A 14,384-nucleotide genomic window follows, 5' to 3' on the forward strand; every position below is an offset into this window, starting at 1 on the left:
TTATATAGGTAATCGAATTAGGCTTTTATTTTTCAAATTAAATAATTTGAACATCATAGACGGCAAACAATGATCTTGTTTATCTGCCTTAATTAAACATCTATCAGAAATAAAAATCAGGCATGAATGTTATCAGCTTGTGACATTAGTTGAGAGCAATAGTATTAATCAAAAGGGTTGCTAAATATGCTACAAGAATACAGAAGGCAATGGACAGATCAACAGCGCTACCGGATTAAATGGGTAGTCTGGATAAATATTCTGGTCCAAGTTGTTTTCCCGATATCGGGTGCGTTTACTTCTTCAGTAATGGCTGCTAATTCGCCTATTGTTGCACAGGAAAGTCGTCCTCTTGATAACTTACGGACGAAGCAGGGAGATGACACTGAACGTTGGTTGGCGGGGGCGGCCTCCCGTGCGGCGGGCATGTTGAAAAATGGTAATGTCGTGGACAGTGTAAAAAACCAGTTACACGGCTTGGCTGTGAGTGAAGCCAATCAAGCATTGCAAAGTTGGCTGCAACGTTATGGTACGGTCAAGGTACAGGCCAATGTGGATAAACGTGGGCACCTGGAAGGCAGCCAGTTCGATATGTTGTTGCCGCTGTACGACACCAAAAAACAGATGGTTTTTACCCAGTTTGGTCTGCGTCGCATTGACAGCCGCACCACCACTAACTTTGGCTTAGGACAGCGCCATTTCCTTGATAACAGCATGTTTGGTTATAACGCCTTTCTTGATCATGATATTACCCGTGACCATACCCGCCTTGGTATTGGTGCTGAATATGCCCGTGATTTTATGAAATTCGGGGCAAACGGCTATTTCCGGGCGAGTGGCTGGAAAGCGGGGAAAAAACTGCAAGATTACGATGAACGCCCGGCTAATGGGTTTGACTTGCGTGCCGAAGGTTATCTTCCCACTTATCCACAATTGGGAGGCAAGCTGGTTTATGAGCAGTATTTTGGTAATGAGGTTGGCCTGCTGAGCGAAGAGCATCGGCAGAAAAACCCATCAGTTTTTACCGTAGGCGCCAGTTATACCCCAATCCCGTTGGTGACTCTGGGAGTAGATCGCAAGCAGAGTGCACAAGGGAAAGGGGAAACCTTACTTAATCTTGGCCTGAACTATGAACTCGGCACACCGTGGTCAAAACAGATTGATCCCGATGCGATGGCGTTTAAACGTACCCTGCAAGGAGGACGTTATGATTTGGTTGATCGTAATAATCAAATCGTCTTGGAGTATCGTAAAAAAGATCTGATACGTCTGATGATGGAGGATCGGGTTCGTGGGTACGGCGGTGAAGTGTTTCCGTTGAATATCAATGTCAGCAGCAAATATGGCCTGAAAGAGATTGTCTGGGATACGGCGAGACTTGCGGCGGCTGGTGGTAAGTTGGAGAAACTGGATACACCGGAGCAGGCAGAAAATCTGGCCGTTCAGCCGGTTAATGGGCAAGCACATCAACTGTTCAAAAGCGTGGTTACTCAGCAGGTTCGCGGTGGTGCGCGTTATGTACTGACTTTGCCACCATACTATAGCAAGGGTAACAATACCTACATCCTATCCGGCATTGCCTATGATAATCAGGGCAATGCTTCCGAACAGGCTGAAACACAGATACAGGTGATCGCTTTGGCGGTTGACCTGAAAAATTCCGGTTTTGAGCCGCTCAATCAATCAATGGTGGCGGATGGAAAAGCTCAAACTGTGTTCCGGTTGAAGCTGATCGATAAGGGCGGTAGGCCTATCAGCGGTGCTGCGAATCACATTACACTCACACCTGAACTTAGCGGGCTAAAAGGCGAAGGTAAAAACCCTGAACTGAGCGCAGAAATTAAAGAAGTATCGGAAGGGAGTGGTATTTATGAAGTGATTGCTACTGCTGGCACCAAGCATGGTGTATGGAAAATTACGCCAACTGTGGATGGTCAGAAATTAAAGCCAAGCACTATTAATTTTGGTGCTTCATTGGAAGCATTGATTGACCCAAAAAACTCGCAGCTTAAGGTTATAGGGGGCGAGGAACTGGCGTTAGGGGAATCGAGTCTGTTGGTATTGGAGCTGATGGATAAAGACAGTAATCCGATAACGGGGGCAACGGATAGCCTGAGTCTTGATGTTAATACTCACGGTTTACATGGTGCAGGCAAAGGACTGGAAATGAGTCAGGCACAAGAAGTACCTCCGGGTAGTGGTCATTATGAATGGAAAGTCACTGGCGGAGAAAAAAAAGGTAGTGTGACTGTTACCCCAACGGCCAATGGCAAAAAGCTGGAACATTCTGTAACGCTGACTATTGGGGAATCGTTGGCAAATATCGTTGATACGGAAAACAAAGGTTTTGTACCGGAAAACAAGGAACTAGCGGCAGATGGTAAACAACAAACTATTCTGACACTGAATTTGAAAGACAAGAATGGCAATCCTATCACTAATGCAGTGGGAAGTATCAAACTTACGGGGAGTGAATTAGGCGGTAGTGGAACAAATCCTGTCATTGGTAAGGTAAAAGAAGAGCCCGAGGGAAGTGGAACTTACAAAGTAAACGTTATGGCTGGAACGAACACGGGGGCTTGGGAAGCCACCACAACTGTGGATGGTAATCCACTGAAAAATAAAACGAGAATCCAGTTTGATGCCATTAATGCCCCAACAGTTAGCGATCTCACTGTCACTGGAATTATGGAACAAGGTCAAAAGCTCAATGCGACTTACCAGTTTAATGCCAATGGTGGTAATGACACTGACCATTCTTTCTTTGCCTGGGGAGAAGAAAACACGACTGCAAACAAAGTGACGTCACTTGCCGAAGCAAAACATATTGAAACCTTATCCAGTGTCCATACAAACGCGGATGGATTGATGCTGTCAGGCAATGTGAAGGATAAAGGTACGGTGCTTGAATATACCATTTCACCAACAGCAGTGGGTAAGGTATTAGAACTGTCGGTATTAGCAGCCAATGCAGTACAGGTTGTTCATTTCCCTCCAGAAACAGTCACTTTGAGCAAAGGGGCATTGGGAAACAAGACGACGGGCGGTAATAGTGAAGGAGGAGTCAGTGATCCAAATGCTGGCCCAGTCATCACGAGACTGACCCTGAGTGGTGATTTGGAAGTTGAAAAACACCTGACAGCCACTTATCAGTTTGATAGTCATGGTGGTAATGACACGGATAGCTCAAAATATATGTGGCACGATAAGGATGTTGTGGTTACTGATGATCAGTTGATATCCGTTCCTACCGACAGTAAGGATAGTAAGGCAAAAACGGGAACATTGATGCGAGATCTGAAAAAAGAAGATGCCGGTAAAATATTAGCGATTTCGGTTAAACCGATTAATGGTGAAAACATAGCGGGTCTGCTTCGTACTGTGGATACCGGCATGAACGAACAGGATGGCAATAAAACGAGTACTCCTAAGGGAGGTAAACAGGGTAGCATTTTTGATCCAGAGGGCAAACCGGCAATCAGTGAGCTTAAGTTGGAAGGTATTCTGGAGAAGGGAAAAACACTGACCGCTAAATACATCTTTGAGGCTGGCACAGGGGATATCACGGATAAATCGGGGTACACATGGTGTCGCAAGCAATTAGATGGCACACCTGATGGTACTGATTGTAAGATAGGTACTGGCCCCGATAGAGCCGAACAGATCAGTGAAGTAGATTATTTTCTGGAGGCTAACGATGTTCATCGGATTATCGAGTTTTCGATTCAAGCTGAAAATGCTCGGGGTGTGAAAGCGGACGACATCAAAATGATCAGCAGCGGTATGAAATGGGAGGAAGGAAATCACTCTGGTGGGGGAACCCCTCAAGGTGGCGCCATTGATCCAGATAAAGATCCTGTTATTACCGATCTTAAAATGATTGGTCCATTGGTGATAGGCAAGAAAATAACGGCAACTTATACCTTTGATGATAACAATGGTCATCTGGATGATAACTCCCTCTATGTATGGGGAATACATGAACCTGGAGAGGATGATCCGACCATTCAGGCGATAGAAACTTCCAATGATGTCATCGATAAGAAAGATCATGTTCCCGAGTCTTTTGAACTGACGGATAAACACGCAGGCAAAATTATTGCCTTAGCTGTGCGCCCTAAGAATGGCAAAGGGAAAATCGGTGGGCTTGTACGAGCGCAAGGTATGGTGTTGGGGATCGCGGAGGCACTTGATGTGACATGGAATGTGAGCACTGAGCAAGATTTAGGTAATGGAAAGAAAGCACCTAAAGTGAGAAGAGAAGAACCGATGATTCTCACTATCAAGACTCTGAAAGATGGCAGTATCATAAGAGGAGTGCCGATTAAGATTGAATTGGGGAAAGCCATTGGCAGAGATAAAACGGATCTGGTCGATCCTACTGCACAGTTTGAAATAACAGGTAAGGCCTACAAAAACGGAGATACTTACACAGGCTATACCGACCAAAATGGTGAATTGATGATTACGGTTACGGATAAAAGCAGTATTGGTCTGAAAACACCTGTTTTGATAACGGTAAATGAAGGTACGGGTGTTAATACTGAAACTAAAACACAGGATGTTATTTTTACTGTGCTTACCAGCCCTGATACGGATAAAGCTAATTATTGGGGGCATATGCCAGAAGAAGTTAATGATGGTAAAAATACTTTCTATCGTCCTCGGCTGGCCACAGAGACTGAATATCAAATTTATATTGATGGAAACAACGAATACTGGTCAATGCTGACTTGGGGCGAAGCAAGTGACTACTGTCAGAATAAATTAAATGCAAGTCTACCGACTGTTATGGAGGCACTAGACTTGGCTATCTTAAATTTAGGGGAAGCCAACTATTCTCTTTATACTCATTACGGTTGGCCTGCTAATCATATTAATGACCCGCGTTTTCCGATCTGGACGTCAGCAAATTTTTCACCAAACCGTGCGGAAGTTGTACTTCTTAACATTGGTCAAACTCATATTGCTTCGGTGCCACGTCGTTTCCTGATGGTTTGTCGCAAGTAAGAGCTAATTTTTTATTTATTATATTTTTCTTAAGGAACCCCCCCTTTTCAGGGGTGGTGATCAAAACAACTAAGTGAATTTAGTGCGATTATTCAGCCTCGCTTGTAATGAATATCAATATTGTTTATACAACATAGGAAGAATTAGATTAATACTCAACCATATCCTCCTTGAAAGTATAAAAAAATCCCATCTGTAAAAAAGATGGGATTTCATTCACTCAAATTCATCTGTTCTGAATGAGGGTTAAAAAACCTTATTTCTCATGCAGACCCAGTTTCTTTTCCAGATAGTGGATATTGGTTCCGCCTTTCTGGAAGTTTTCGTCATTCATGATCGCCAGTTGCAGATCGATATTGGTTTTGATGCCATCAATGATCAACTCTGCCAGTGCATTCTTCATACGCGCAATGGCAACTTCACGGGTTTCGCCGTAAGTTATCAATTTGCCGATCATGGAATCATAGTAAGGCGGTACGGTATATCCCGCATAGATATGGGATTCCCAACGCACACCAAAGCCACCCGGTGAATGGAAATGGGTGATTTTGCCCGGGCTTGGCAGGAAGGTTTTCGGATCTTCTGCGTTGATACGGCATTCGATCGCGTGACCTTTGATTTCGATATCTTCCTGTTTGATGGACAGCGGCATACCTGCGGCGATACGTAACTGTTCTTTGATCAGGTCAACGCCGGTGATCATCTCAGTCACTGGATGCTCAACCTGAATACGGGTATTCATCTCAATAAAGTAGAATTCACCGTTTTCGTACAGGAATTCGAATGTACCCGCTCCGCGATAGCCGATTTCAATACAGGCATTAGCACAGCGTTCACCGATTCTGCGGCGCAGTTCCGGAGAAATACCCGGTGCTGGCGCTTCTTCCACCACTTTCTGGTGGCGGCGCTGCATGGAGCAGTCACGCTCAGCCAGATAGAGTGCATTGCCCTGACCATCAGCCAAGACCTGAATTTCAACGTGACGTGGATTTTCAAGGAATTTCTCCATGTACACCATGTCGTTGTTGAACGCCGCTTTCGCTTCTGCGCGGGTCATGGCGACGGATTGTTCCAGATCTTTGTCGCGGCGTACAACGCGCATACCACGACCGCCACCGCCGCCCGATGCCTTGATGATCACCGGATAGCCGATACGGTTTGCAATCGTTCTGTTTTTCTCGGCATCGTCACCTAATGGGCCATCAGAGCCGGGAACGCAAGGCACGCCGGCTTTTTTCATCGCGCTGATAGCGGAAACTTTATCCCCCATCAAACGGATAGTATCCGCTTTCGGGCCAATGAAAATAAAGCCAGAACGCTCAACTTGCTCAGCAAAGTCAGCGTTTTCAGACAGGAAGCCATAACCGGGATGGATCGCCTGTGCGCAAGTGATTTCCGCCGCAGAAATAATGGCGGGAATGTTCAGGTAGCTTTTTGCTGATGCCGCAGGGCCGATGCAGACGGTTTCATCTGCCAGCAGGACGTGCTTCAGGTCACGGTCTGCCGCAGAGTGTACCGCAACGGTTTTGATCCCAAGTTCCTTACAGGCTCTCAGGATACGCAGTGCTATTTCACCGCGGTTAGCAATGACAATTTTTTCAAGCATGGGGACGCCTCGTTATTCGATGACGACCAGTGGCTCGTCGAATTCAACAGGTTGACCGTCTTGAGCCAGAATCGCTTTCACTACGCCGGTTTTATCCGCTTCGATCTGGTTCATCATTTTCATGGCTTCGACGATGCACAGGGTTTCGCCCTGAGTGACATGCTGGCCGACTTCAATGAAAGGTTTCGCATCTGGGCTTGGTGAACGGTAGAACGTACCAACCATTGGGGAGCGGACAATGTGACCGCTGATTTCTGCTGGTTTGTCAGCAACGGCTGGCGCAGCCGGAGCAGCGGTTTGTACCGGCTGATGAACAGGTGCAGAAATATATTGTTGAGTCATTGGCATCGCGGGTGCTACCGTCGTACGGCTGATGCGTACTGACTCTTCACCTTCAGAAATTTCCAGTTCAGAAATGCCAGATTCTTCAACCAGCTCGATCAATTTTTTTATCTTACGAATATCCATGAGTGTGATTCCGTACTCTTATATAATTAGTTGGATGTTGACAAGCGGTTGACCGCTGCCTGTAATGCGAAACTATAACCATCTGCACCTAACCCGCAGATCACGCCTACTGCAATATCGGAAAGATATGAGTGGTGGCGGAATGGCTCACGGGCATGCACATTGGAGAGATGAATCTCAATAAATGGGATATTCACTGCCAGAAGTGCATCGCGTAGTGCCACACTGGTATGCGTGTATGCCGCAGGGTTAATCAGAATAAAATCAGTATTGCCCCGCGCCGAATGAATTCTCTCAATCAGTTCAGATTCTGCATTGGATTGCAGATGGGATAATTCGACTCCCGATTGGTGAGCTTCTTTTGACAGTTTGTTAACGATGTCATCGAGCGTTAACTTGCCGTAGGTCTCTGGCTCTCGTGTTCCCAACAGGTTCAGGTTGGGGCCATTCAAGAGTAAAATGCGAAACTTGTCTGCCATTGTGCGGGTATCTCCGGCAATCTGTCAACAATCGACCAAGATAACTCGATGTCAACGGTTTGTCATCTCTTTCTGATAACTAGATTTGTAAATTTGACGATAAAGCCCGACATTATAAACATATCGTGGCATTTAGCAGCTAAATACTGGTCTTATCAGCGCACCTTCACCTTCACCTTCACCTTCACCTTCACCTTCACCTTCACCTTCACCTCACCTTCACTACCGTTCTGCCTGTGACCTGATTGTTAATCAGTTTATTGGCATATTCGATAACCTGATCCAGAGTGATTTCATTGGCTGTCTGTTGATAGAAAGAATCAGGCAGCAGCGTTTGCAAGCGTTGCCAAATGGCAGGGCGTTCCGAAGCTGAAGCAGTCACGGATGCCACACCTTGCAAACGGACGTTGCGCAGGATAAAAGGCATGACGGTGGTGGGCAATTGGCCGTCACTCGCCATACCACAGGCTGCTACCGTACCGTTATAGTTCACTTGTGCCAGCAAGGTCGCCAATATCTTGCCTCCGACGGTATCAATTACCCCCGCCCAACGCTGTTTTTCCAATGGGCGTGATGGTTGGTTAAAATCACTGGCAGGCAGAACCGCTTTTGCACCGAGTGAAAGCAGATAATCGTGATTATCGGATTTGCTGCTAATCGCGACGACAGAATAACCCAATTGTGACAGCAGAGTAATCGCCGTGCTGCCAACACCGCCACTGGCGCCTGTCACGGCGATGTCTCCGCTTTCAGGTGTTACCCCGCCTTGTTCCAGCGCCATGACACATAACATGGCCGTAAAACCAGCCGTGCCGATGATCATTGCTTGTCGGGCCGTTAATGCTTGCGGCAATGGCGTCAACCAATCACCAGACACTCTGGCTTGTTCTGCCAGCCCGCCCCAATGTGTTTCTCCCACTCCCCAGCCGGTCAGTAAAACGTGTTGACCAACATGAAAACGCGGATCTTCGGAATGATGAACAACACCGGCAAAGTCGATCCCCGGTATCATCGGAAATTGTCGGATGATCTTACCCTTACCTGTAATGGCGAGGGCATCTTTATAATTGAGTGTTGACCAATGGACATCAACGGTCACCGCACCTGAGGGTAATTGAGACGTATCAATATCCTGAATGGACGCTGATAATGTTTCATGTTGGTCAAGCAATAAGGCTTTCATGGTTATTCTCCCTTGCTGGGTATCTCGCTGATACCATTACCTGTTTGGCATCACCACAATTCTGTCTCACCACAATTCTGTCTCCCCACAATATAGATAAAATCGAATAAGCTGAAACGGGCAGGCAACGATATTGTGATAGAGAGTGGCAAAACTGTAGTTACTTATTTTTATTCAGGATGGCACTGTAAAAGATAATAATATACAGAATAACAATAAGGAGAGTACTTTTGAGAACCGACTCAGAATAGTCCTTATTTTCGTTACTTGCCGTTGACAGTGACGATATTTTTTCAAATCCAATCCTTAGCCTCACAAATTTATCTATTACTTTTATACTTAGGAAACTATTCCTGACGACAGTAGAAAGAAGAAAATTTTTGAGAAAAAGTGAATATTGGTTGAACTTGCTAAAATGATTGTAGGGCAATATAGAATCTCGAAAAACGCGGTGGAAGCCTCGTAATATGCACTATAATGTTGGTTTTTTGGTGCATCAGGTGATTTTGGAATGCTGTGATGAGGTTATTGGTGAAATTAACCCATTTTTATGCAGTTTTTTTCTGCTCCGTCAGAGAAAAGTAACGTAGAATATCGTGATTCTGATGTGAATAACGTAGCCACTTTTATTGAAGTAGTAAAAGTAGTTAATTATGCGCCTTGTCGCTGCTTCATGTGGTTGGTAGAGTAGACGGACAATCTCCGTCCCCAGCTTGCAGGATTATCCTTTCGTTATGTTAAAGAAATTTCGTGGCATGTTTTCCAACGATTTGTCCATTGACTTGGGTACTGCCAATACCCTTATTTATGTCAAAGGTCAGGGAATAGTATTGGATCAACCCTCTGTTGTTGCCATTCGCCAAGACAGAGCCGGCTCACCAAAAAGCGTTGCAGCCGTGGGGCTGGAAGCAAAGCAGATGCTGGGACGTACTCCGGGTAATATCGCAGCTATCCGTCCTATGAAGGATGGTGTTATTGCCGATTTTTATGTCACAGAAAAGATGTTACAGCATTTTATCAAGCAGGTTCACAATAACAGTTTCATGCGCCCAAGCCCGCGCGTGCTGGTGTGTGTGCCTGTTGGGGCGACTCAGGTTGAGCGTCGCGCCATTCGTGAATCTGCCCAAAGTGCAGGTGCCCGCGAAGTATTCCTGATTGAAGAGCCAATGGCGGCCGCCATCGGTGCAGGTCTGCCTGTTTCCGAAGCGACAGGCTCAATGGTAGTGGATATTGGCGGAGGAACCACCGAAGTTGCTGTTATCTCTCTGAACGGTGTGGTTTATTCTTCTTCTGTGCGTATCGGTGGAGACCGTTTTGATGAAGCCATTATCAATTATGTTCGCCGTAATTATGGTTCCCTGATCGGGGAAGCAACGGCAGAGCGTATCAAACATGAAATTGGTTCTGCTTACCCGACAGATGAAGTACGCGAAATTGAAGTGCGTGGCCGTAACCTTGCAGAAGGTGTACCTCGCAGCTTTACCCTGAATTCCAATGAAATTCTTGAAGCTCTGCAAGAACCGCTGACCGGTATTGTTAGCGCTGTCATGGTCGCCCTGGAACAGTGTCCACCAGAATTGGCTTCTGATATTTCCGAACGTGGTATGGTACTGACTGGTGGTGGTGCGTTACTGCGTAATCTTGATCGTTTGTTGATGGAAGAGACTGGCATTCCTGTTATTGTGGCTGAAGATCCACTCACCTGTGTTGCTCGTGGTGGCGGCAAGGCGCTGGAAATGATCGACATGCATGGCGGCGATCTGTTCAGCGAAGACTGAAAGTAACTCTGCGAGCTGGGAGGCGGGCATATTTCTTTGGAGCCTCCTTGCTGATTATTCCGGAGTTTTATCATTAATGAGACAACACAGCCCAACAATGCGCAATTTATGAAGCCGATTTTCAGCAGAGGGCCTTCTCTGCAACTACGACTCTTTTTTGCTGTTATTATTGCCATTATTCTGATTGTGGCAGACAGCCGCCTCGGTGTTTTCAATAAAATCCGTAGCTATATGGATACGGCTGTGAGTCCGTTTTATTTTCTTGCCAATGGGCCGCGCCAATTTTTGGACAGTATTTCTGAATCTCTGACCAGCCGCAACCAACTCGAACTAGAAAATCGAACTCTGCGTAATGAATTACGATCGCAGAGCAGTAATTTGTTACTGTTGGGGCAATTGAAACATGAAAACGCCCGGTTGCGTGAATTATTGGGTTCGCCTTTGCGTAGTGATGAACACATGATGGTATCGCAGGTGATTTCAGGAGGTATGGACCCCTACCGCGATCAGGTTGTCATAAATAAAGGCGCTAAAGATGGCGTCTATGAAGGGCAGCCTGTTATCAGTGATCGGGGTGTTGTGGGGCAAGTCATTTCGGTCAGCCAATTGAGCAGCCGGATATTGCTGATTTGTGATCCGACTCATGCACTGCCTGTGCAGGTACTGCGTAATGATATTCGCGTTATCGTGGGTGGAGCAGGATGTACAGACGATCTCCAGCTAGAACCTCTGCCGAGTGATACCGATATTCGCGTAGGTGATGTATTGGTGACATCGGGTTTGGGCGGGCGTTTCCCGGAGGGTTATCCTGTGGCGGTGGTTTCCTCTGTTAAAATTGATAACCAGCGGGCTCATGCAGTGATTCAGGCTCGTCCATTGGCTGAGTTGCGGCGCTTGCGCTATCTGTTGCTATTATGGGGAGCAGGTAACAACCCATCTGAACCATTGCCGCCTTCGGAAGTATACCGTGCCGCTAATGAGCGTTTGATGCAGATGCTACCGCAGGTATTGCCAAACCCATCGGATGAGCAACCGCAGTTGCTGACACCGAAATCAGGCGAAGCGGAAAAAGATAAAAACCAAACATCATCTGCAATAAATCCGGTTGAAAAAACAAGGCCAGCCGAAAAGTCATCACTAAAACCATCATCAACAGCTACAGGAAATCGTTAATGAGTCAGTACCATAGCCGAAGAAGTTGGGTTATTTGGTTATCTTTCCTGGTTGCGATAGTACTGCAAATTATGCCGTGGCCGGAACAATTCTTTGTATTCCGGCCTACTTTATTATTTTTGTGCTTAATTTACTGGTTACTGGCACTTCCTCATCGCATCAGCGTGGGGACGGGGTTTGTATTGGGGGTTATCACTGATTTGCTGCATGGAAGTATTCTGGGCGCACATGCCCTGGCGTTCAGTATGATCAGTTTTCTGGTGGCTTTCAAATTTCAGCTTATTCGTAATATGTCACTCTGGCAGCAAGCTCTGGTCGTGTTGGGTCTTTCAAGCCTGATGAACCTCTGCGTTTTCCTAGCCCACGTTGTATTGCCGAAGACGGCATTCCATCCAGAAGTGTTCTGGAATGGGGTGGTCAATGGTATTCTCTGGCCTTGGCTGTTCTTATTAATGCGGAAAATCCGCCGTCAGTTTTCAGTTCGTTAACAGCGGGCAAAACTGTGTCATATGAAAAACTATGTCATATTAAAACCATGTCATATTAAAAACCATGACAAATTAAAACGATGACGAATTAAAATAGCCGGTTGAGATAAACTCTAAGGATGACTCACGATGAAAACCATTTATTTAGCTTCTGGCTCGCCAAGACGACGTGAGCTGGTGGAATTGTTAGATTTTAATTTTGAGATCCTGAGACCTCAGGTTGAAGAAAAATGGCGTGAAGGGGAGTCTCCAGAGCAATATGTCACTCGATTAGCCAGAGAAAAATCACAGGCTGGAGTCACCATTGCGCCACATGATTATCCCGTTCTGGGAGCCGATACCATTGTTGTATTGAATAACCGTATTCTGGAAAAACCCCGCGATCAACAACACGCCGCTGAAATACTGAGTGCTTTGTCAGGCCAGTGCCATCAGGTTATCACGGCTGTAGCTTTATCGAACAGTCAACATACCTTGAGTGAGAAAGTCATTACAGATGTGATATTCCGCCAGTTATCCCAACCGGAAATACAGGAATATATTGTAACTGGGGAGCCAATGGATAAAGCCGGGGCTTATGGCATTCAAGGTAAAGGCGGCTGTTTTGTTAGAAAAATTAATGGCAGTTACCATGCTGTTGTCGGCTTACCATTGGTGGAAACGAATGAATTAATCACACGATTTTTAGCGTTAGCTGACGGGAAGAATTATTCATGACAGCAGAGTTATTAGTCAATGTAACACCATCCGAAACGCGGGTTGCTTATATTGATGGCGGTATTTTGCAAGAAATCCATATTGAACGGGAAGCCAGAAGGGGCATTGTAGGAAATATTTATAAAGGGCGCGTGAGCCGGGTGTTGCCCGGGATGCAGGCGGCTTTTGTGGATATCGGGCTGGAGAAAGCCGCTTTTTTGCATGCTTCGGATATTATGCCCCATACTGAGTGTATTGCAGGTGAAGAGCGGAAGAATTTTCATGTCAGGGATATCGCCGAACTGGTGCATCAGGGGCAGGATCTCATTGTACAGGTGGTGAAAGATCCTCTGGGAACAAAAGGCGCGCGTTTAACGACAGATATCACTTTACCATCACGTTATCTGGTATTTATGCCGGGGGCATCGCATGTTGGTGTTTCACAGCGGATAGAGAGCGAAGAAGAGCGTGGACGCCTGAAAAGCATTGTCATGGATTATTGTGATGAGCATGGCGGGTTTATTATCCGTACTGCTGCCGAAGGTGTGGGAACCGAAGAACTGGTGCAAGATGCGGCATTTCTGAAGCGCTTGTGGAGTAAGGTGATTGAACGTAAGAAACGTAATATCACAAAAAATAAAGTCTACGGTGAATTGGCGCTGGCCCAGCGTATCTTGCGTGATTTTGTTGGCGCTTCCCTTGATCGCATTCGGGTTGACTCCCGCCAGACATTCACGCAATTACAGGAATTTATTGATGAATATATTCCTGAAATGAACGCCAAATTAGAACATTATCAGGGCAATCAGCCGATATTTGATCTGTATGGTGTGGAAAATGAAATTCAGCGGGCGCTGGAACGCAAGGTGGAATTAAAGTCGGGTGGTTATCTGATTATTGATCAGACGGAAGCCATGACGACAATCGATATTAATACCGGTGCTTTTGTTGGACACCGTAATCTGGAAGAGACTATCTTTAATACCAATATCGAAGCAGCACAAGCGATCGCCCGGCAATTAAGGTTACGTAATTTAGGCGGCATTATTATTATTGATTTTATTGACATGAGTAATGTAGAACACCGTCGCCGCGTATTGGTTTCCTTAGAGCAGGCATTGAGTAAAGATCGTGTGAAAACCACCATCAATGGTTTTTCCCAATTAGGGTTGGTGGAAATGACGCGTAAGCGTACACGAGAAAGTATTGAACATATTCTGTGTGATAACTGTCCGGCTTGTCAGGGGCGTGGTACGGTGAAATCCGTTGAAACCGTATGTTATGAAATCTTGCGCGAAATTGTGCGTGTCAATCGTGCAATTGATGCAGATCGTTTTCTGGTTTATGCCTCTCCAGCCGTCAGTGATGCCCTGAAAGGGGATGAATCTCACGTGTTGGCAGAAGTGGAAATCTTTGTGGGAAAACAGGTCAAAGTACAGACAGAGCAACTTTACAGCCAAGAGCAATTTGACGTTGTGATGATGTAAAGCACCAATTTGCAGA

At 46.0% G+C, this 14,384-nt stretch carries 10 protein-coding genes; 6 read left to right on the forward strand and 4 right to left on the reverse strand.

Features of this window, described 5'->3' with window-relative positions; all coding sequences use genetic code 11:
* The first annotated feature begins 186 nt into the window (after window positions 1–186).
* The gene (locus tag AB204_RS20860; protein ID WP_053067898.1) at window positions 187–5,010 is read left to right on the forward strand and encodes an inverse autotransporter beta domain-containing protein; all 4,824 of its coding nucleotides are present in this window, start codon (window positions 187–189) and stop codon (window positions 5,008–5,010) included.
* Window positions 5,011–5,266: 256 nt separating this feature from the next.
* Here AB204_RS20860 and accC read toward each other — a convergent pair whose 3' ends face one another.
* The 4 genes from accC to acuI all read right to left on the reverse strand — a co-directional run bounded on the left by accC (window position 5,267) and on the right by acuI (window position 8,746).
* Window positions 5,267–6,616 (reverse strand): acetyl-CoA carboxylase biotin carboxylase subunit, encoded by a 1,350-nt coding sequence (gene accC / locus AB204_RS11700; protein ID WP_047963551.1) that lies wholly within the window; start codon window positions 6,614–6,616, stop codon window positions 5,267–5,269.
* Window positions 6,617–6,628: 12 nt separating this feature from the next.
* Window positions 6,629–7,084, reverse strand: a complete 456-nt coding sequence (accB, locus tag AB204_RS11705) for an acetyl-CoA carboxylase biotin carboxyl carrier protein (RefSeq protein WP_047963552.1) — start codon at window positions 7,082–7,084, stop codon at window positions 6,629–6,631.
* Between the two features lie 26 nt (window positions 7,085–7,110).
* A complete protein-coding gene (gene aroQ / locus AB204_RS11710) occupies window positions 7,111–7,563 on the reverse strand; it encodes a type II 3-dehydroquinate dehydratase (RefSeq protein WP_047963553.1) in 453 nt (150 codons plus the stop codon).
* Window positions 7,564–7,771: 208 nt separating this feature from the next.
* The gene (acuI, locus tag AB204_RS11715) at window positions 7,772–8,746 is read right to left on the reverse strand and encodes an acrylyl-CoA reductase (NADPH) (protein ID WP_047963554.1); all 975 of its coding nucleotides are present in this window, start codon (window positions 8,744–8,746) and stop codon (window positions 7,772–7,774) included.
* Between the two features lie 734 nt (window positions 8,747–9,480).
* Here acuI and mreB point away from each other — a divergent pair.
* The 5 genes from mreB to rng all read left to right on the forward strand — a co-directional run bounded on the left by mreB (window position 9,481) and on the right by rng (window position 14,368).
* Window positions 9,481–10,524 (forward strand): rod shape-determining protein MreB, encoded by a 1,044-nt coding sequence (mreB, locus tag AB204_RS11720; protein WP_010847922.1) that lies wholly within the window; start codon window positions 9,481–9,483, stop codon window positions 10,522–10,524.
* Window positions 10,525–10,632: 108 nt separating this feature from the next.
* On the forward strand, window positions 10,633–11,697 hold the full coding sequence (gene mreC, locus AB204_RS11725; RefSeq protein WP_047963555.1) for a rod shape-determining protein MreC: 1,065 nt from the start codon (window positions 10,633–10,635) through the stop codon (window positions 11,695–11,697).
* Window positions 11,697–12,185, forward strand: coding sequence for a rod shape-determining protein MreD (mreD, locus tag AB204_RS11730; protein ID WP_047963556.1), 489 nt, complete (start codon window positions 11,697–11,699; stop codon window positions 12,183–12,185). The genes mreC and mreD overlap by 1 nt, the downstream gene beginning before the upstream one ends.
* Before the next feature lie 129 nt (window positions 12,186–12,314).
* The gene (locus AB204_RS11735) at window positions 12,315–12,902 is read left to right on the forward strand and encodes a Maf family protein (RefSeq protein ID WP_047963557.1); all 588 of its coding nucleotides are present in this window, start codon (window positions 12,315–12,317) and stop codon (window positions 12,900–12,902) included.
* Window positions 12,899–14,368: a ribonuclease G gene (rng, locus tag AB204_RS11740; protein ID WP_047963558.1), complete on the forward strand. Its 1,470-nt coding sequence runs from the start codon at window positions 12,899–12,901 to the stop codon at window positions 14,366–14,368. Before AB204_RS11735 ends, rng begins: the two co-directional genes overlap by 4 nt.
* Window positions 14,369–14,384: the final 16 nt, after the last annotated feature.

It is taken from the genome of Xenorhabdus khoisanae (genome assembly GCF_001037465.1).
Lineage (GTDB): Bacteria > Pseudomonadota > Gammaproteobacteria > Enterobacterales > Enterobacteriaceae > Xenorhabdus > Xenorhabdus khoisanae.

Excerpts from the sequence above, each read along its gene's own strand:
- AB204_RS20860 (WP_053067898.1), top strand. The coding sequence starts at position 187 with ATGCTACAAGAATACAGAAGGCAATGGACAGATCAACAGCGCTACCGG.
- accC (WP_047963551.1), bottom strand. The coding sequence starts at position 6,616 with ATGCTTGAAAAAATTGTCATTGCTAACCGCGGTGAAATAGCACTGCGT.
- accB (WP_047963552.1), bottom strand. The coding sequence starts at position 7,084 with ATGGATATTCGTAAGATAAAAAAATTGATCGAGCTGGTTGAAGAATCT.
- aroQ (WP_047963553.1), bottom strand. The coding sequence starts at position 7,563 with ATGGCAGACAAGTTTCGCATTTTACTCTTGAATGGCCCCAACCTGAAC.
- acuI (WP_047963554.1), bottom strand. The coding sequence starts at position 8,746 with ATGAAAGCCTTATTGCTTGACCAACATGAAACATTATCAGCGTCCATT.
- mreB (WP_010847922.1), top strand. The coding sequence starts at position 9,481 with ATGTTAAAGAAATTTCGTGGCATGTTTTCCAACGATTTGTCCATTGAC.
- mreC (WP_047963555.1), top strand. The coding sequence starts at position 10,633 with ATGAAGCCGATTTTCAGCAGAGGGCCTTCTCTGCAACTACGACTCTTT.
- mreD (WP_047963556.1), top strand. The coding sequence starts at position 11,697 with ATGAGTCAGTACCATAGCCGAAGAAGTTGGGTTATTTGGTTATCTTTC.
- AB204_RS11735 (WP_047963557.1), top strand. The coding sequence starts at position 12,315 with ATGAAAACCATTTATTTAGCTTCTGGCTCGCCAAGACGACGTGAGCTG.
- rng (WP_047963558.1), top strand. The coding sequence starts at position 12,899 with ATGACAGCAGAGTTATTAGTCAATGTAACACCATCCGAAACGCGGGTT.